Here is a 19,975-nt window from a genome sequence, read left to right as displayed (position 1 = left end):
GAGCTACCTGTTGACCGACGACATGGTCATGGACCTGGTGGCCTATTACCGGGACATTGACGGCAACCTGGCGACCAAGGAGTTCTTCCGGGACTACTGGAAATGGAAAACCGAGGAGCGCATCCGCGACTGGTTCACCGGTGCGACGAACCGCGACATGGGCAACATCAAGGGGGTGGACCTCACCCTGCGCAAGCGCTTCTCCAACAGCTTCGCGTTCAACCTGATGTATACCCTGCAGTTCTCGCGGACCACCGGCAGCGCGCCCAACACTCCCAGCCTGATCGGCAATCTCGACCCGGCCACGGGAGAGCATTACGTGTCGCCGGACGAGTTGCGGCCGATCGATAACGACCGCGCCCACAAGCTCACCTTCCAGTTCGACTACCTCTTCCCGGAGGATTACAGGAGCGGGACAGTGGCCAACACCATACTCGGGAATCTGCGGGCTTACGCGGTCCTTTCGCTGCAGAGCGGTGAGCCGCTCCTGGATATCGGTGGCTCGAACTGGACCCAATACGATGACCTGAGCCTGACCCGCGACGCCTCCGGCCGGCGGGTCGGCGGCCTGAATTTCTTCCGCGGCCGCTGGAACTACAATCTGGACCTGCGGTTCTCCAAGCAGTTCAGCCTCGGGGCGCAGCGCAGGGTGAGCGCGTTTGCCGAGGTCTTCAACGCTTTCAACAGCCGGGACAACCGTCCGTACCCGAGCGGCTACACGCTCGAGCCCTATGCCCACGAAACAGGTGGCGTGGACATGAAATGGTCGGACCTCTCTGTCGGTGACGCCAACCTGCCCCGGTTCAACGCCGACTTTGACGGCAACGGCATTCTAACCGTGAATGAGGCGGCCCTGGGAGCGATCGCCCAGTCGGTCATGGATGACACCATGGACAAGAGGATGTGGGGCCGGGCCAGACAGATCCGGACGGGACTGGAGCTGAATTTCTGATAGCCGCCGGACTTGCGGATTTCTTTCCCGGGGCCTGCCGGATATGCAGTCTGACAAAACCCGTCAATCAACGAGGACAATTCCTATGCATAAACACAAGTTTCCGATGATCTTCATCTTGGCTGTACTGTTGGTCAGCCTGGCCGGTCAGTCGGCGGCCGAGATGAAACAGTCGCGGACATCGCAGGGCAACAACCTGGGCTGGGACCTGGCGGTCGGCTGGTGCATGCCCTGGCGCAGCGGGAACCTGGCCTTTCCCAGGGGCTCGACCAATTTCATCACCAACGGCGGCTGGACCATCGGGTGCTACGGGTTCGCCGACCTGGACGGCGACGGGCTGCCCGGCGACACCATGGGCGTGGAACACATCCGCGACCAGATGCCGAACCTGTGCTCGATCGAGTCCCACGACCTGATCGAACAGTGGGCCGCCGCGGGGGAGATATATTCCCAATCCTCCAAAATCGCATACGCCCGGGTCTGGAGTTCCCTGGACAAGGATGAGCTGGCCCTGTGGCCGGCCGAGGGACGTGTCGGCCACACCGCCTCAGGCGCGCCGGACATCACCGAAAGCGGCGAGACCGTTTTCATGCACAGCGGCGACGTGTTCACCGACTGGGGCGGGCCGAACCTGGGCTTCTACATGGGCTGGACCCTGCGTTTCCTGGATTTCGCCGAAAGCAGCAACATGTGCTACGGCCATGTCTACATGGAAAACGCCAGCGAATACATGAAGTACAACTCGGTTCCCGAATACGCCGGGATCGGCAGCGCCAACCCGGACGGCTTCACCTGGAATGGCCTGCTGATGATCAATCATATGCGCGGTATCAGCTACAACGGCTCGAATGTCGGCACCTGGGCCATCCACCCGGAGAAGAAGATCACCGTCGTGTATCCCACGACGCCATCCTTCGGCGCTTTCACCCCGCCTGTCGCCCCGCTGCTGGGTTTCAAGATGGTCAACCCGCCGCGCGACAAAAACGGCGAACAGATGGACCTTTCTGTCCTGCACACCCACAACCAGGGCGGTTCGGAGTTCGGATTTTCGGGCACCAAGCAGATCTTTGTCGGGTTCACCTACGGCCAGGGCTACCGTGCGGCGATGGACGTACCGCAGGGCTGGTACGAGGGCGTGACCAACCCCGTAACAGGCAGGTCCATGGTCGGCGCCTGGCCGGGCCGGATCGGGCCGGAGGACTCGCGCTACAACCAGTGGGTCTGGGGCGGGAACGGCACCTGGCTGATCTACACCTGTTACGGTGAGCTGCACGACATCGCCCCGCGGGACACCGTTGTCTTTGATTTCGCCTACATGCTCAGCCCCCCGGGACTGAGCTCCTACATCCGTCCAGACCTGGACGTGGCCAACATGGATGATCCTATGATGCAGAACGTGCTGGCGCCGATGGAGCACTATGCCGAGGTGGCCGATCTGGTGATCAACAGCGGTTATTCCTTGCCCTCGGCGCCCCAGGCCCCGCCCCTGACCATCATTCCCGGAGACCGCCAGGTGACAGTCACCTGGAGCGATATCAACCTTCAGACCCCCGATCCCTATTACTACTTCCTGGAAGCCAACGGGCTCAACCCCAACGGCTATTACCGGGAGTACGATTTCGAGGGCTTCCGGGTCTACCGCAGCTTTGTCGGGCCCAGCGACTCCCATTCGGAACTGCTGGCCGATTTCAACAAGACCGCCAACAACCTTCAGTTCTATTATATCGACAGGCTCGAGGACGACAAGCCCTATTTCCGCATGAAAAACGGGATGAAAGTCTGGTATGCGGTGCAGGCTTACGATATCAACTACGATCCGGTGAACGACAAGGCGTTCAGCCTGCCGCCCGATTCGATTGTCGGCGGCAAGACCTGGAACAGGACCGGGGACCAGCTTTATGCCGTGGTCCCGCGCAGCGAGGCCAGCAATTTCAAGAGCGCCTCGATGGGCGAGGTGACTTTCAGCCCGAGCGGCGGCGGCGCCTATACCGCCGAGACGACAGCCAGTCTGGCCGGCGATGGCAGCGGCAAGCTCACCGAGCCGCCCAAGCTGCTGGCCCCGTCGCTCAAGGAGCTCAAGTTCGTGCCGGTGAACAACGAGAAGATCACCGCGGATAAAACGATCAGCATCTCGGTCACCGGGATGAATTCCTACGACATGGGCTGCCCGGGCAACTACCCGGCCGGCACTCGTGAGCTGGCCTTAACCGACGGCGCGGTGACCACCCTGTCGCAGACCCTCAAGGGCGGCGGCGACAACGTGCAGAGCGCCACTTTCCTGGGGCCGGTGGATACCGACGGTGTCGGCTATTCGGTGGAGACCTCTTTCCAGGGGCTGACCAACGTAAGCGTCTGGAACCGGGTGTATTTCGATATCGACCCGGGCATGTACACCGGCGGGGATTTGTACCTGCCCAGCGCGCGCGGCTGCGGGGTGACGGTGGACCGCGGCACCTCCCCGACCAACGTGGGTTTCGTGCGGAGCGGCGTGTTCGAGATCGTCTGGAAAGATGCGGGAGGCGGCGACCTGACTCTCGAAGTGACGGACCTGACGCGCGGCATTCCGGTGCCGTTCACCCGGTTCTGCGACACCTACGGCTGGGGTTTCCAGGTCCAGGCCGATTTCGGCGGCGAGATTGGCGGTAAACGGACCGTGGGCGGCCGGGGCAATTATTTCGACCAGGCCTTTGTGGACCGTATCCCGCAGGACCAGCGCACGGCGAAGATGCTGGACAAGATGCCCTCGGACAACACGCTCGAATTCGCGCTCTGGGTCAACGGCTGCCTGTGGAGCGTCTCCAAAGGCGCCGGCAACGGCGGCGACGGGATCGTCATGCCCGCGCCGGGCACGGTCTGGAAAGCCACCAACGCTTTCGGCGCCTGGAACGCCGACAAGACGGTGTTCACGCAGTACGCCGACATGCCTTTCGAGGGCGACAAGTGGACCATCCAGATCAAGAAAAGCTCGATGGATGCGGAGGACGCCGACCTGAGCAAGATCAAGGTGGCGCCGAACCCCTACCTGGCCAGCTCGTTCCTCGACCTGTCTCCGTCCAACCGCCGCATCGAGTTCATCAACCTGCCCAGCTCTTGCACGATCAGGATTTACTCCCTGGGCGGGGTGCTGGTCAACGTGCTGAACCACATCGGCCACAACCGTCAGGGCTGGGGTGAATACACCGACTGGGACCGTCTGACCCAAAGCCAGCCCAATGTCTACCACGGCTATGACAACCACGGCGGCACCGAGCCCTGGAACATGCGGAACCGTTTCGGCCAGCTGGTGGCCAGCGGCCTCTATTTCTACCATGTGACTGATTCGAGGAACAAGACCTATACCGGCCGGTTCTACATCGTCAACTGAACCGGCTCAGGCGACAGCCGGGACGGATGTTACGAGTCCATTCCTCGATGAAGATACGGAGGTAATCATATGTTGAAGAAATCGGCCATCAGCGGCTCGATAACTGTTTTCCTGCTCTTTTGCCTGGCCGGCGTGCCGTTGCTGGCCCAGGGGGTATCGAATCAGGATTACAGCGGTCTGGATAAATATCTTACCGAGGGTCGGCAAAAGGACGCCTCATTTGCCGGAGTGCGTGCGGCCGAGTTCCTGACCATCCCTGTCGGCGCGCGCGGTATCGCCATGGGGAGCGCCTACTCGGCTGTCACCGACGATATCGCCTCCATCTGGTGGAACCCGGCCGGGCTGGGTTTCCTGGAGCACAGGGAGATGATGCTGACCCTGGTTGACTACACCATGGACCTGGTTTACAGCTATGGAGCGTTCGCCGCGCCGGTCGGCGACGGCCGGGTGACCGTGGGGGCGTTTTTCGGCTACCTGGACATTCCGGACATGGAGGTGACCACCGTGTCCAGCCCGCAGGGCACGGGGAGATATTTCTCGGCCTACGATTTCCAGATGGGCGGCGCGCTGGCTTTCAATTTCTCGGACCGTTTCAGCGGCGGGCTCAACGTCAAGTACGTCCATCAGGAGATGTTCAGCAATGTCGGCGGCAACGCCATGGCGATCGATGCCGGCGGGATTTATTACTCCGAGCTCTTCGGCCGCGACGTCAAGTTCGCTTTCTCCATCCAGAACCTGGGCACCAATATCACCATGCGCGGCTCGAACCTATTGTACGAGGTCGGGGCGGAAAATCTCGACGGACAGTTCCCCAGCGGGTACGAGAACTATTCCAACTCAGGGGATTCGAAGCCTGGGGAGAACGAGGCGATCTACTCCATCTCGGCCCGCAACACCCGTCAGATGATGATCCGCACCCACACCTACCGCCTGCCCACGGTGGTCAAGCTGGCCCTGGCCTACAACCTTTACACCAATGAGAAGACGAACTGGCTGGCGGCTGGGGAAATCTGGCGCAACAACAACATGCCTATCAGCTACGCCACGGGCACCGAACTGACTTACAATTTCAACCCGGCCATTTCGGCGGCGCTCCGGATGGGCTGGAAAATCCAGACCGATGAGTTCACGGACGACAAGGACCAGTTCGGCTACAGCTATTACGGGGACGATCCCACGCTGCAGGGTCTCAGTTTCGGCGGGGGCCTCAAGCGCCTGATGGGCGGGCGGTTTATCGAATTCAGCTATGCCTACAGGAACAGCGGCCGTCTGAGTGCAAACAACTTCTTCACCCTGTCATTCGGTTTCTGACAAGCTTGGAAGTCAGAAGCCGCCAACCCTTCGCCGGTCTTCCGGCCCGGACTGTTGCCCCGGACCGGAAGACCGGGAGAGATTCGGACTCCGAGGTGGACATGAATGAGATCGGCGTGTCGAGAAGGGATTTTATCGTTACGGGTGCCGGAGGCGTGGGCGCCCTGGTGCTCGGGAAAATGGGTATGAAGGAATCAGCGCCCGGGTCCGCGGAGGGTGACAAGACCCCCGATAAGGTGAGGCTCGCGGTGGTGCAGCAGGCAAGCGTCCCCGGCGCGGTGGAGAGCAACCGGGCCAAGGCGCTGGCGTTCGCCGCCGAGGCCCTGGAGCACGGCGCGGACATAGTGCTGTTCCATGAGGAGCTGCTGGTCGGCTACGTGGAGAACATGAAAGAGCTGGCCGAGGAGGTGGACGGCCCCACGAGCCGGGCTTTCCAGGCTCTGCTTAAGGACCGTGATTCCCTGATCCTCTGGGGCCTGACCGAGCGCGAGGCCGGACGGTATTTCATCGCGGCGACCCTGGTCGGCGCATCGGGTGTGCTGGCCAACTACCGGAAAACGCACCTCTGGTGGAAAGCCAAGGGGCTGCGTCACGAGCCGTCTTTCTACGAGCCCGGCAACGAGTTGGTGACTTTCAGGGTGAAAGGCCACAAGAGCGGGGTGATGATCTGCTACGACGGCGATTTCCCCGAGATGACCCGCGCTTACGCCAACCAGGACTGCAGCCTGCTGTTCTGGCTGAACAACCGCGGCGAAAGGGGACACGGCGAGGTGACCCGCCTGGCCGAGATAAACTCGATGATCATGGCCGCCTCCTGTGTCTGCGGGAAAAACGAGAACGGCTACTACTGCCGCGGCGGGAGCAATATCACGAACCATGACGGCTCGCTGCTGACCGAGATCTGGGACAAGGAGGGCATCATCTACGCCGATGTGGAGCCCGCGGCCGTACCGGAGGCGCGGCGCAACAACCCCTGGTACACGGGACGCCGGGGTGATCTGTACTGCCGGTACGAGTGAGGATCCGGCCCCAACGGACTGAGATTCAGCGGTGAGCGCGGCCCGGGCACAGTCCCGGGCCGCGTTTTTTTTGCGGACGGTCCGAGCGTGGACCTCTGTCGGTCGTCGCACAGTCCTTATTGACAATTCCCGGGCCGCACCATTATTTACCCCTGTATTGTCCATTATTGTTTGTCTGGCTTCGAGCTTCCAGGCGGACAGCCCCGGCGGAGCTGCGGGACTGAACATCAACCTCGGCGGAAAGAGCTGCCACTATGAACATCACGAAGCGTGACTTCATCCGGGGCGCCGGCTTTCTCGGCCTGGCCCAGCTTGCCGGAGCGGCCCCGGCCCCGGCCCTGACGCCTGAATCCGCGGGCGCGCAGAACTCCTCCGTGTTCAATGTCCGTGATTTCGGCGCTCAGGGGGATGGCAAAACGCCGGATTCCGCGGCGATCCAGAAAGCTCTCGATGCGGCCGGGGCGGTGGGCGGCACGGCGTATTTCCCGGCGGGACGCTACCTGTGCCACGGCCTCGGCGTGCACCAGCATACCACAGTCCTGGCGGAACCGCAGTGGGGCTACCGTGGCCCCGCCGGGGCCACGCTGGTGCTGGACAGCGACGAGGCGGACTGCCTGCTCAACATCACCGGCGCTTTCGGCGTGCACCTGAGAGGGTTGTTCCTGCAGGGCCGTCGGGAGTCGCAGAAAGCCATCCACGGCGTTTTCCTCAACAACGCCGAAAAATACAGCGACCAGGAGGACTCCATTGTCATCGACGACTGCAAGATAGCGGGATTTTCCGGCCATGGTGTGTATCTGAAACGCATCTGGCTCTTCATCATCCGTCACAGCATCATGCAGAACAACAAGGGCTGCGGGGTCCAGATAACCGGCTGGGACGGTTTCGTGACCGACAACCAGTTCTCCGGCAACGGCAGCCACGGTTTCGGCTGCGACGAGGTGGGGGCCACGGTGATGTTCACCGCCAACCGGGTCGAATGGAACGGGGGATACGGCCTGCACCTCCTGGCCGGGGATGCCTGGAACGTGACCGGCAACTGCTTCGACCGCAACTGGGGCGCCGGTATCTGCGCCCTGAAAATGCGCACCACCACGGTCACCGGCAACGTGTTCAGGCGCTGCGGCAAGGACAGCAAGCAACTGGCCGAGGGGGAGCGCTCCTGCCATGTCCGCCTGGAGGAATGCAGCGGGCTGACTTTCGTCGCGAACACCTGCGCGGCCGGGCGCGATGACGGCGGCCAGGGGCTGTACACCCCGCAGGTCGGGTTCATCCTGCGCAAGCTCAGCCATTCGGTGATAGCCAACAACGCGCTCTACGAGGGCTATATGGACCAGATGGTGGTCGATCTCGGGGAGCACGGCGAGGGGTATATATTCGAGAACAACGTCGGATGCCCCAGGGCTTGAACCGCCGCGAGGTCCTTGACTGAGCGGCTTATCGTCTGTCCAGTATCCTGCGGATCACCCGGGCCATTTTGTCCCACAGATACGGCTTCAGTATCATCTCCTTGATGCCGTACTGGCTCACGATCTGCGGGGTGATTTTTTCGCTGTAGCCGGTGCAGATTATCACCGGCAGGTCCGGCCGGATCGAGAGAATCTTGATTGCCAGTTCCAGTCCGGTCATTCCGGGCATGGTCTGGTCCGTTATGACAAGGTCGTATGATTGGGGTTCGGCCTGGAATGCCGCCAGCGCCTCCGGTCCGCTTCGCCTGACCGTAATCCTGTAGCCCAGCCGGTTCAGGGCCATCCGTCCCACGGCCAGAATGCCTTCCTCGTCATCCACGAGCAGGACGCTCTCTTTACCTCCCGGGATATCATCGTACACTTCTGTCTCTTCCTGCTCGGAATCCTGGGTGATCCGGGGCAGATACACCGTGAACCGGCTTCCCTTGCCGGGTTCGCTCTCCACCCCGATCGCCCCCCCGTGCGCCCTGACAATGCCATGCACCACCGCCAGCCCCATCCCAGTGCCTTCGCCCTTGGGTTTGGTCGTAAAGAACGGGTCGAAAATCCGGTCCCTGATCTCGGGGGCGATGCCCTGGCCGGTGTCGCCGACCACCAGCATGACATATTTGCCCTCGGCCAGCTGCAGGACCGTGGCGGCGGCACTGTCCAGCTCGGTGTCCATCAGCTCCACAGTCAGGCGGCCGCCCCGCTCGCGCAAGGCATACGCCGCGTTGGTGGCCAGGTTCATCATCACCTGGTGCATCTGGGTCGAGTCGGCCAGGACGATCCCCGAGTTGTCGTCAACCCGTTGACGGATCTCCACTGTCGAGGGGATCGAGGCCCGCAGCATCTTGAGGGCCTCTTTCACGATCAGGCTGAGTTTCAGCGGCCGTCTCTCCTGCTCCGAGCGGCGGCTGAACGCCAGTATCTGCTCGATCAGGCTTTTGGCGCGTTCAGAAGCCTTGCCCACCTGTTGCAGGCATTCCAGGGCGCTTTCCGGCTCGGTCATCACATCCAGCTCGGCCATTTCCGTGTAGCCGCTGATAATTCCCAGAATGTTGTTGAAATCGTGGGCGATCCCTCCGGCCAGCACACCCAGGCTCTCGAGTTTCTGTGCCTGAAGAAGCTGACGCTCGAGGCTCTTCCTTTCATCTTCCAGCTTCTTGTTCTCCGTTATGTTCAGGATAGTCCCCGAAAGGCGCAGCGGCGTTCCCTCGGCATCCCGTTCCACGACCCTTCCCCGCGACAGCACCCAGATGTAGTCTCCCGCTTTGGTCCTGAGACGGCACTCATACTCGACAAGCGGTATCCGGCCGGCCAGATGATCTTCCAGTATCCGGTTGATTACAAGCTGGTCGTCCGGATGCAAGATTTCGTTCCACAAATTGGGGGCCTGCACCTCCTCTAACGTATAGCCCAGAAGGTCGGCCCAGCCCTGGCTGCGCATGACCTTGCCGGCTGCCAGGTCCCAGTCCCACCAGCCCATGCCCGCCCCCGACAGAACAAAGCTCAGGCGCTCCTCGCTCTCTCGCAGCTTGTTCAGCGCATTGATCCGCTCGGTGATCACTTCCGTGTAAAGGACAATCCCGCCGACAGCACCGTTTTCCTCGTGCCAGGGACGGCATTCCCAGCGCGTCCAATCCACCGACCCGTCCTCGCGGTAAAAGGGGTCCTCGTCTGCGCTGGAAACCACTCCGGCCAGGGCCTGACGGTGCACTTCCCGCAGTCTTACGGGCAGGTCGGTGAACACGTCGTAATGGCACTTGCCTATGACATCCTTCTCTTTCACCTTGTAGTCGTTGAGGAAATGCTCGCTGACGAAAATGTAACGCATGTCCCTGTCCAGAACCGCGATCGCGCTTTGGGCATGCGCAATGATGTAGCGCATGAGCGTGTGGGAGTGAACGAGCCTGGTTTCCGCCCGCATGCGTTCGAATTCGGCGGCGGACCGGGCCGAGAGCATGCTCATGATCGGCTCGGCCCACTGGGGAAGGTGCAGGTTGCCGTGCGACATGACGCAGATCACGCCCAGGGTCTCTCCCTTGCCGTTGCGCATCGGTATGCCGGCATACCCTTGGATATTGAACCTTTCAACATCTTTGGCGTTCGGGAACAGGTGTCCCAGGCTTTCGGCATAATGGCAGAAACCTTTCTGGGAGGCGTTTTCGCACGGCGTTCCGGCCAGCGTGTACTCGAAATGCTCCACCGGCAGACCGTCGGTTTCCATGGCCAGGCTTCTCTGGATGCCGTCCGCCCCGCTCTCGCTGATCAGCGCGATGTCCGTTCCGAGCCAGCGGTTCAGCCAGCGGACCATCTGATTGAAAAACTCCGTGCCTGTCGGTCCGGTCGTATCGAGCACCAGAGACAGCAGTGCGTTTTCGGCCCTTTTACTTTCGGTGATATCCAGCAGGATACAATGCGTCTGCTTGAAAGTCCCATCCTGAGCGTGGGCGACCCGGCCCTCGAAGGCGATGTAGCGTCTCTCGCCGCTCTTTCGCAGCATTTCGAATTCGGCATGTATTCTGCCGGCTGATATGAACCGCCTGAACTGTTCGCGGAACGCCTCGACGTATTCGGTGGCCAGGAAATCGCCGAACCACTTTCCGATGACTTCCTCATGGGCGTGGCCGAGAGTTTCGAGCCAGGCCTCGTTTACCTCGATGATTCTGCCATCCTCGTCCAGCGACTGGTAGCCGAGGGGAGCGTGCTCGAACAAGTCGTGAAAGCGTCCCTCGCTCTCGCGCAGGGCCTGCTCGGCCTGCTTGCGGCAAGTAATATCGCGGCAGATACACAATATATATTTGTTCCCGCCGATCAGCACGCCGTTGGTGCTGATCTCGACCTCGAATATACTCCCGTCCTTGCGCCGGTGGCGGGTCTCGAAGAAATCCCCCTTCTCGTCGACCGTGTGGATCATCTGGAGCAGCTTTCCACGGTCCCAGCGGGCATCCCAATCCCAGACATGCAACTGGAGGACCTCCTCTGGCGTATATCCGAGCATCTCGGCATAGCGCCGGTTCGCCTCGAACACCTTGCCCCCGTCGTCCAGCACCACGATCCCGTCCCTGGACTGATCGACCAGCACACGCCGCCGGAGCACTTCCTCTTCCAGTGCGTATTCGGCCTGTTTCTGCGCGGTGATGTCGGTAAGGCAGGCCACCACCCGGTCCGGCTTTTTCCCGCCGGAGATGAACACCGGCTGGGTGCTGACCAGTAGCCAGCGTGATTCTTGCCCATCACCCTGGATCACCCGGAGGGGGAAATTCCGCAGCGGTTTGCCGGTGGCCAGGGTCAGCATCGAGGGGTGGCGCTCCGGAGGCAGCAGGTTGCCCTGGTCATCGTAGACTCTCCAGGAGGGATGGAACGAATCGCGGCTCAGGAAATCCTCGGCCTTCAGCCCCAGGATTTCCAGGGCGATATCATTGGCCTGGATCAGTTTTCCATCGCTGGTCTGCACGAACACGCCGCTTGAAATCGCCTCGTAGAGGCTGCGGAAATTTTCCTCGCTTTCACGGAGGGCCAGCTCGACCGCCTTTCGGTCGGTGATATCTTGCACCGTGCCGATCATGCGCACCGGAAGGCTGCTGTCATCGAAAGTCACTTCCGCCAATTCGTGCACCGTAAGGATTTCACCGTCCGGTCTTATTATGCGATGGTCCACATCGAAAGGCTGCCGGTCGTTCCAGGCCGCGAGCGTGAGATCTTCCAGCATCTGCTTGTCGTCCGGGTGAACACAACGGAAGAAAGTCTCCATCGTCCCGTCGAATTTGTCGCGCTCGAAACCGAATATCCTGAATACTTCATCCGACCACCACAGTGCGCGGGACCGGATATCCAGCTCCCAGCTTCCGACCTGCGCCACGCGCTGCGCTTCCAGCAGACGGTTTTCGCTCAGATGGAGGGCCTGTTTTATCCTCTTGCACTCCGTGATGTCGCGGGCGATACCCTGGGTGCCGATGAATGTATCGGCCCGGGGCTTCTCCGACCGGTAAAGGCCCTCGGCGCTGACCGTAAAAAGATAAGGCTCAGGCTCAGGGGCATCGGGGGATTGAGCCTCGACTGTTCCGTGGGGGAACCGAAGACGTATTTCGAACAGGTGGGTGGCGCGGTCGCCGGTGCGGCGTTCGTTCAGACGGAAACGGGCCAGATCGAAATCCTCGGGGTGGACATAATCGAGGATGCTTTTTCCGATCAACTGGGAGGGGGTGCAGCCGTAGTTGCTTACCACCTCGTTCACGTAGACAATACGGCCTTCCGTGTCCAGCCTGTACACCAGATCGGGGATTCTGCCAGCGAGCGATTGCAGCAGCGCGCCGGAGGACGGTTCTGTCTTCCTCAGGCGCCTGTTGTCGGCTTCCAGTTGCGCCACTTTCTGACGCAAGCTGGTAATTTCTTTCAGGTCATCGGCATTCACTTCTTTTTTATCCATTTATCATCCTTGAACAGCCCGAGGTATCCCTCAACAAATGGAAACAGAAAAAAGTGAATGCAATTTTTCTTGATTTTACTCCCTACTGCGAAGGATGTCAAATGGTTGTAAACCGTGGGAACGCTCCTCATGAACCGGCCTGTTTTTGCGCCCGCCTGCGCACTGCGGCCCGGTCGGGCTGATCTGACAGTGTATCTTTGTAGAACGGGTGGGGTGTTTACTGCCTAAAAAAATGAAATGTGCTGCCGATCGGCCGTAACCGGGGGCTGAAAACATCATTTCCCGGGGTGGCTCGGACCGGTTCTGTCAACTCCCGGGCCACACACGCAGGACATTTAGAAGACCTCTGATATGTCCGGCCATAAACGGACAGGGCCCGGGAGGTCTTCCCAGGCCCTGTTTTTTGTCCCGAACCGATGTCCGGCTATCTGGTGATACGCATATTCAGGGTGTTCTTGAGGGATGAGCCCGCCGGGACTGTCAGCATTATCCGCCTCAAGCCCTGCGTCCAGAGCCCCTGAACTTTGGGACGGTTTTACCTGTCGTTTCCCTTGAAGAGTGTGTAGGCCGCGGCATCCGTCTGTCGAGGAGATTTTGCTTTCCTTACCACAAAAAAAGCACAAACCATACCGGAAATCGAAGGCAACTTTCGGCCGCGGCGGAATCGCCTCTCGATGACACCCGGGCCGAAGCAGTTGCCAATTTCCGGGCCGGCCTTAATTTTAGGGGCGTATCAAACTTCGCGCCGATTCCAATCCAGGGAGCCGGTCCGCACGGCTTGCGACTGCATAATTCCGTCAGGGGGTATCCCGTCATGAAAACCCGTCTCACCTTTCTGCTGGCAGTCTGCCTCGTTGCTTTCGGCTTTGCTCCCACGATCCGGGCGGCCGCCTCGCCGGATGAGATTTCGCTGGATGGCGCCTGGCGGATGAAGGATTTCGTGATCGGCATGGGGATGTGGAAACCCAGCCTGGCGATCACCCTGGTCGATCCGCCGCCCGACACCGCTCAACTGACCGGCGGCGCGCTCTGCGCGCAGGTGCCGGGCAGCGTGCAGCACAACCTGTTCGCCCTGGGGCGGGTTCCCGACCCCTACGTGGAGCAAAACTGCGATTCGCTCAAGTGGGTGGAGGACCGGGAGTGGTGGTTCACCCGGACTGTCGACATCCCGGAGGCGTGGCGGGGACGGCGGGTGGCGCTCAAGTGCAACCTGATCAATTACCGCGCGGATGTCTGGGTGAACCAGACCTGGTGCGGCGTGACAGTCGGCGATTACCAGCCGCTGGACATCGAGGTGCAGAAAGGCCTTCAGTTCGGCCGGAGCAACGTGGTCGCGATCCGTCTGCGGGCGCCGGAGAACTCCTCCAAGGCCATACCGGACCTGAAATTCATCGACTGGCACACCATGGACGGATCGCTGCACAAGCGGCCGCATGTGACACCCACCAACCCCCAGGCTGGCGAGTTCCTGATGTCCAAGTGTTTTTTCGGCTGGGACTGGGGCCCGCACCTGGTGCCGCTGGGCATCCTGCAGCCGATCCGGCTCGTGGCCTCGGATTTCCTGAGCCTGGACAACCTGTTTGTCCGGACCGTTGAGCTGGACGGCGGCGGTGCGGCGGCCCGTCTGGCGGTGGATTTCAACCTGCGCAACGAGAGCGACAGGACCCGCACGGCCGAGCTGCGCTACAGTGTGCGCCCCGGCGGCCGGGAGAGCGTGGCCCTGGAGCGGACCCTTGCGGTCTCGGTCCCGGCCGGTGGGCGGCTCTGCCTGTCGGACACGTTCAGCCTGGAGCGGCCCGAGCTGTGGTGGCCGCTGCCCCTGGGAGGCCAGCCCCTGTACCGGATCGAGGCCGCTCTGGTGGATGAAAGCGGGGCCATGCTCAGCCGGGCCCAGGAGCGTTTCGGGGTTCGCACGCTCAGGATGGTGCGCAACGAGGAGTCGGATGCTCCGGTGACGTCCATCTATCAGCGCCGGGTCGACCCCGAGCTTGAAGGCGGCAGGTACGACTGGACGTTCGAGATCAACGGCCGCAAGGTGTTCTGCCAGGGGATGAACTGGATCCCTGTGGACGCTATGCTCGACCTGGCCCCGGAGCGCTACGAGTACCTTCTGCGGCTGGCCGCCGGGGCCGGGGTCAACATGTTCCGGGTCTGGGGCGAGGGCCTCTACGAGACCGACACGTTCTACGACCTCTGCGACAGCCTGGGAATACTGGTCTGGCAGGATTTCTGGGTCGGCAGCTTCTCCAACGCCCAGCCGCAGGACCTCTCCTGGCAGGCCGTGGAGGCCAACATTGTCCGCACCCGCAACCACCCCAGCCTGGTCCTCTACTGCGGGGGCAACGAGTTCGACGCCACCCGCAGCGACCGTCTGTGGCAGATCGAGCACCTGCGCGAGCTCTGCCGCCGTTATGACGGGACCCGTCAGTTCCACAAGTCCTCCCCGCACGGCGGCGATGTGCACGGCGGGATGGGCATTCTCCCCACGGCCGGGCGTGCGGCCCGCTACGGCAGTTTCGTGAGCGAGGGCGGCTACCAGCAGTCCTGGCCGCCGCGCTCGGACATGCTCAAGTTCCTGAAAGAGGACGAGCTGTTCCCGATCGAGCCCAACACTGTTCCCCTGGCTTTCCACAACGTGGAGCTGATCGCGGACGTGCACGGCAACGACTCGCTCTACGGCGTGCCGCGCAACCTGGACGAGCTGATCCGGATCGAGATGCTGAACAACGTCATCGGCTGGCAGTCCCAGCTCGAAAACACGCGCCTGGAACGGTTCAAGGTCTCGGGCTGCCTGTTCTGGGCCATGAACGATGTCTGGCCCACCACCTCCTGGTCCATGGTCGACTGGTACGGCACCTGCAAGAACCATTACTACACGTTCAAGCGCTCCGGCCTTCCGCTTCAGGTTATCGCCTCGCAGCAGTACGCGGTCCTGAAGCCCGGCGAGCCCTATAATCTGGACATCTGCCTGGTGAACGACAACCTTCAGGCTATGAACGGACTAAAGGTCACGGCCGGGATATACCTGGGCGAAAAAGCCGCGCGGGTGTACAGCAAAGCATTCAGCGGCTCGGTGGGGGCCTACGGCGCCGCCTGCCTGGGTAAGCTGGATTGGACCGTGCCCACGGGCAGCCCGGAGCACAATTTCCTTCTCCGGCTGGAGGTGTTCGACGCGCAGGGCCTTTTCCTGGTGCGCAACGAGTACACCGGCCTGATCGGCGACGCGGACCGTCACAGCGTCTCGGGCGGCTTCTTCGGCGAGTACGGACGGTGGGCCAAGAATGGGATTCAGCCGGCCCTGGCTCAGCTTCCCAAGAGCCTGGCGCGCGGCGAGGAAAAACAGTTCGAGATAACCTATGTCAACCGCGGCCCCAACGCGATTATGGGCCTGGAGACCCTGGTCACCGACCTGCCGGAGGGCGTGCGTTTCTACCTGGATGACAATTACATCAACCTTCTGCCCGGGGAAAAGCGCACCCTGCGCGCCTCGCTCCAGGTGACCGGGCGGGCCGCGGACTTGAGCGGTCTGGAGCTGAACCTTCAGACCGACGGCTGGAATGTGGAGCGCAGCGCCCGGAAACTCCTGATCGGGCTGAAATGAGCCGACCCGCGGGCGAGGTGGAATTCTCTGGTGCGGTTGTTGCATGGAATGGAGCCGGGTATTGTTCTTGCCTGCCTGAGTATGCTACAATCGGGTCTGAATTCACCGCGGCCTGTTTTCGAGACAGCCGGAGTGCAAGTTGAAGGTTTTATGGAGACCCCTGGCCTATGCCGCACCCGGTTTACACAATCTGGCGCCCGCTGGCCGTCGCCCTGTTCTTGGGAGCGGCCGCGCTGCTGTTGTGCATCCGTGGGGCAAACTGCCAGCAGCAGGCCGAATGGCGGTTTTTCGGCGTGGAGGACGGCCTGTCGGGTCCCTATACAAGCGGGGTCTCGATCTGCCGTGACGGACAAGTCTATATTTCCCATGGAGAAACGACCAAACTGGGCCGTCTGGACGGCTGGCCGGCGCCGGATGGAGGGTTTGTCCGCTATTCTTATGAGGTCAGCGGGAACGGGCGTGTGTATGAGAGCGGAGCGGGCCAAATCTGGGTTTTCGCTACCGGCAATGCATACCTGCTAAGCGACGGTGGATTGACCCAGTACACGGTGGATGAAATTGAAAGCCTTGCCTCCAAAGTAGATGAAGACGGTCCCAAGATTAACGCCCGTATACTCATGCTGCCGGGGGAAAAGGACAGTTTCTTTTTCCTTCTGCCTGCATCGCTGGGCCGCTTCGACATCGCCACAGGCAGCCGGGCAGTCGCCGTAACGGCTGAGAATATTGGTCTGGGCCGCTTTATCGACATGAACATTGATGCAGCGGACAATATCTGGCTGACCGCCGAAAGGGGTGTCTGCCGTCTCACCCGGCAAGCCGGGGGCGCCGGCCTGCAATGGCAGGCTTTCCCCTTGCTGAGCACGGGATTGAAAAACTTTCAGACCCTGAGCTGTGCACCGGATGGAGAACTGGTGGCCGTGGGAGTGAACGCCCGCAGCGGCCGGAAAGAAATGGTCCATTTTGACGGGACCGGCTGGCGGGTTCTCACCGGCTACAGCGGCGAGGTGATCAAGGGCTGGCCGGGACAGGACAGCAGCTTCTGGGCGGTCAAGGAACATCAGGCGCTTTCCCTGATCCTGGGGGGAAAGGAGAAAGTCCAGGAGAAAGCCGGTCTGCTCTCCGGGGAGCTGTTCGATGTCGCAGTCGGGGAGCAGGGAGTGTTCTGGCTGGCGACCTCCCACGGTCTGGCCCGGTATACCCCGCCGATATGGAGGACCCCGGTGCAGGTCCGTCAGGTCGACAGCCGCATCCATTCGATCTGCGAGGACCGCCAGGGAGGGCTCTGGTTTGCGGCGGTCTACCAGTTGCTGCACTTTCAGGACAACTACTGGACAATCTATCCGCTGCCGAAGGGCGTGGAAACCCATCCCTACATGACCCAGTCGATCAGCAGCCTGCCGGATGGCCGTATCGCGATCGGAACGCTGAAGTACCAGGATTCGCTGCTCACCTTCGACCCGGTCAGGGAAAGCTTCGGGTTTGTGCCGCACCCCCAGCAGGTGGCGATAAGCAAGTCAGATGTACATTACATCCGGCTGATCGCTCCCCGGCGGGACGGTACGCTCTGGGTCGAGACTCACCCCGCGGCCGATTCCTCCGTTTTCCGTCTGGAGGTCTACGACGGGCACAGCTTCAAGCATTTTCTGGACGTGAACCAGCAGAGCAATATCAGCAACCTGCGCTACCTCTACGAGACCGAGAGCGGCGACCTCTGGATCGCCAGCACGTTCGGCAACGGCATCGCGCTGTACCGCCAGGGTCAATTCAGGTCTTTCGGTCCGGCGGACGGCTACACCGGGGGGAGTGTGTTCTGTATCTGCGAGGTCGCTAAGGGCCGGGTCTGGGTCGGGGGACGGGACGCTATCCAGGAGTACGACGGGGAGCGCTGGTCGTTGGTGCGCTCGGGCCTGGCCAGCGTGCGCTCGATAGTAAGGGGCAAGGACGGGACAGTCTGGGTCGGCAGCGGCAACGGCATCCACCGCTGGCGGGACGGCGCCTGGGTCACCAACTCCATCGAGGACGGACTGCCGAACACGGCGGTCTTCTCGATCTTCCAGGACAGCCGCGGGCGGGTCTGGGCCGGCACTATCGGCGGCCTGAGCCTGTACCACCCGGAGGCGGACGCCGACCCGCCCCTGACTTTCGTTCCCGAAAATGAGAATTTGCGGGAAACCCCGCCGGATGGCGAGGTGCGGCTCATCTTTTCCGGTGCGGACCGCTGGAAACAGACCCGCACCGAGCGCCTTCTGTACTCCTGCCGTCTGGACAGCGGCGAGTGGTCGCAGTTCAAGCCCGGTAACGTGGCCGTGTACAACAAATTGCCCTACGGCCCGCACCGTTTCGAGGTCCGGGCCATGGACGACAATCTGAATGTCACTCCCGAGCCGGCGGGGTTCGGGTTCACCGTGCTCGTGCCCTGGTACCGGGAACTCGGTTTCCAGATCATCATGACCATCGGTGGCACGGTCATCCTCATCCTTCTGGGTTACGCGGTCCACCGGCATGTCCTGCTCGAAAAGCTCGTGGTCGAGCGCACCCGCGACCTTCAGCAGCAGCATTCCAGCCTGGAGGTCATGCTCAAGCACCAGAGCCTTCTGGCCGCGATCGCCTCGCGCATGAGCTCGTCGGTCTCGTTCCAGGAGGCGGTGGAGGAGATCATGCTTGCGATTGCCGAGCAGATGGGCCTGGATGAGGCCTGCCTTCTCGAACCACTCCCGGACGGCCAGTCGGAGGCGGGGAGCGGGGAAAAGTGCGCGCAGGATGATCCCACCGCCCGGGAGAACCGGGGTGAGAAAGCCATCGTCCTGACCCACTGGCTGCTGCAGCGGATCAGGCAGAGCGGGTGTTTTGTCTCGGAGGATGTCCGCGCCCTGGAGCCGGAGCGGCGCGATTTCTTCCTGGGGCTCGCTCTGGGCTCGGTCTGTATCTTCCCGCTGCTCATTTCCGGGCAGGTAGTCCGGCTGGTCTGTTTCGGCCGCCGGGAGAGGTACGGCTGGAAACCGGAGGAACTCGAATTCTTCCAGACCGCCACGGACATAATCACCAACGCCTGGGAACGGTTCTGTCATTTCCAGGCCCGCCTGGAGGCTGAGAAAAAGCAGGGCGAGTCGATCCAGATGGCCGAGAAAGCCGCGCGTCTGGCCTCCATCGGCGTGATCGCGGCCGGGATAACGCACGAGATCAACCAGCCGCTCAACGACATCAAGGCCGTGGCGGACACCGTGTTTTTCTGGCTCCGGAAGAACGCGGGCATACTCCCGGAACAGTACGAGAAACTGCTGCTCTCGATCTCGGGCAGCGTGGGCCGTATTTCGAGGATAATCAGCCAGATGCGCTCCTACTGGGCCTCGCCGGGTGGCGGTCGGACCGAGATAATCAGCCTGAACAAGGCCGTGCACAGCGCCCTGCTCCTGGTCCGCGGCCAGCTTGATTCGCATGGCATAGATCTCGCACTCGAGGAAAAGGACAAGTCCATCCTGGTCCAGGCCAACAAGGTCAACACCGAGCAGATCGTGCTGAACCTGGTGGTGAACGCAATCCACGCCCTGGACACGGTGGACGGCGGGGACAAATCGATCCGGATCAGGCTGTACCAGGATAACGGCTCGGCCTGCCTGGCGGTGGAGGACAACGGCCCCGGAGTGCCTGCGGAGCTGCGGGACAAGCTGTTCGACCCGTTTTTCACCACCAAGAAGCCGGAACAGGGCATGGGCCTCGGCCTGGCGATTGTGAAGCGCTTTGCGGAGGAGTTCGGCGGACGGGTCAAAGTCTCCGATGCCGCCGCGGGCGGGGCGGTCTTTCTGGTCGAGATTCCGCTCATCCACGTAGAATAGGGATAGGGGCCGGCG

The 19,975-nt window shown here is 61.7% G+C and carries 8 protein-coding genes; 7 read left to right on the top strand and 1 reads right to left on the bottom strand.

All coding sequences use genetic code 11. The features are described 5' to 3' along the window. The 5 genes from LLH00_04235 to LLH00_04215 all read left to right on the top strand — a co-directional run. Nucleotides 1-952 (top strand): hypothetical protein (locus LLH00_04235; GenBank protein ID MCE5270472.1); only part of this gene is annotated, 952 nt, incomplete at its 5' end. Between the two features lie 85 nt (nt 953-1,037). Next, complete coding sequence (locus tag LLH00_04230; protein ID MCE5270471.1) at nt 1,038-4,316, top strand: hypothetical protein; 3,279 nt, start codon at nt 1,038-1,040, stop codon at nt 4,314-4,316. Between the two features lie 69 nt (nt 4,317-4,385). After that, nucleotides 4,386-5,627 carry a PorV/PorQ family protein gene (locus tag LLH00_04225; protein ID MCE5270470.1) on the top strand — a complete coding sequence of 414 codons (1,242 nt, stop codon included), beginning with the start codon at nt 4,386-4,388 and terminating at the stop codon, nt 5,625-5,627. A 185-nt stretch (nt 5,628-5,812) separates the two neighbouring features. Beyond that, complete coding sequence (locus LLH00_04220; GenBank protein MCE5270469.1) at nt 5,813-6,646, top strand: hypothetical protein; 834 nt, start codon at nt 5,813-5,815, stop codon at nt 6,644-6,646. Nucleotides 6,647-6,900: 254 nt separating this feature from the next. After that, nucleotides 6,901-8,055 carry a right-handed parallel beta-helix repeat-containing protein gene (locus LLH00_04215; protein MCE5270468.1) on the top strand — a complete coding sequence of 385 codons (1,155 nt, stop codon included), beginning with the start codon at nt 6,901-6,903 and terminating at the stop codon, nt 8,053-8,055. A 28-nt stretch (nt 8,056-8,083) separates the two neighbouring features. Here LLH00_04215 and LLH00_04210 read toward each other — a convergent pair whose 3' ends face one another. Continuing rightward, the gene (locus tag LLH00_04210) at nt 8,084-12,526 is read right to left on the bottom strand and encodes a PAS domain S-box protein (GenBank protein MCE5270467.1); all 4,443 of its coding nucleotides are present in this window, start codon (nt 12,524-12,526) and stop codon (nt 8,084-8,086) included. Between the two features lie 814 nt (nt 12,527-13,340). Between LLH00_04210 and LLH00_04205 the strand changes: the two genes are divergently transcribed. Next, nucleotides 13,341-16,127, top strand: coding sequence for a hypothetical protein (locus LLH00_04205; GenBank protein ID MCE5270466.1), 2,787 nt, complete (start codon nt 13,341-13,343; stop codon nt 16,125-16,127). A 167-nt stretch (nt 16,128-16,294) separates the two neighbouring features. After that, on the top strand, nt 16,295-19,960 hold the full coding sequence (locus LLH00_04200) for a GHKL domain-containing protein (protein MCE5270465.1): 3,666 nt from the start codon (nt 16,295-16,297) through the stop codon (nt 19,958-19,960). Nucleotides 19,961-19,975 lie beyond the last annotated feature (15 nt).

The organism is bacterium (assembly GCA_021372515.1).
In the GTDB taxonomy this organism is placed as follows: Bacteria; Gemmatimonadota; Glassbacteria; order GWA2-58-10; family GWA2-58-10; genus JAJFUG01.
The sequence above is the reverse complement of the archived record's forward strand: the minus strand, read 5'-3'. Positions and strand labels throughout refer to the sequence as shown.

Coding starts and splice junctions, on each gene's coding strand:
- LLH00_04230 (MCE5270471.1), top strand. CDS start 1,038: ATGCATAAACACAAGTTTCCGATGATCTTCATCTTGGCTGTACTGTTG.
- LLH00_04225 (MCE5270470.1), top strand. CDS start 4,386: ATGTTGAAGAAATCGGCCATCAGCGGCTCGATAACTGTTTTCCTGCTC.
- LLH00_04220 (MCE5270469.1), top strand. CDS start 5,813: ATGAAGGAATCAGCGCCCGGGTCCGCGGAGGGTGACAAGACCCCCGAT.
- LLH00_04215 (MCE5270468.1), top strand. CDS start 6,901: ATGAACATCACGAAGCGTGACTTCATCCGGGGCGCCGGCTTTCTCGGC.
- LLH00_04210 (MCE5270467.1), bottom strand. CDS start 12,526: ATGGATAAAAAAGAAGTGAATGCCGATGACCTGAAAGAAATTACCAGC.
- LLH00_04205 (MCE5270466.1), top strand. CDS start 13,341: ATGAAAACCCGTCTCACCTTTCTGCTGGCAGTCTGCCTCGTTGCTTTC.
- LLH00_04200 (MCE5270465.1), top strand. CDS start 16,295: ATGCCGCACCCGGTTTACACAATCTGGCGCCCGCTGGCCGTCGCCCTG.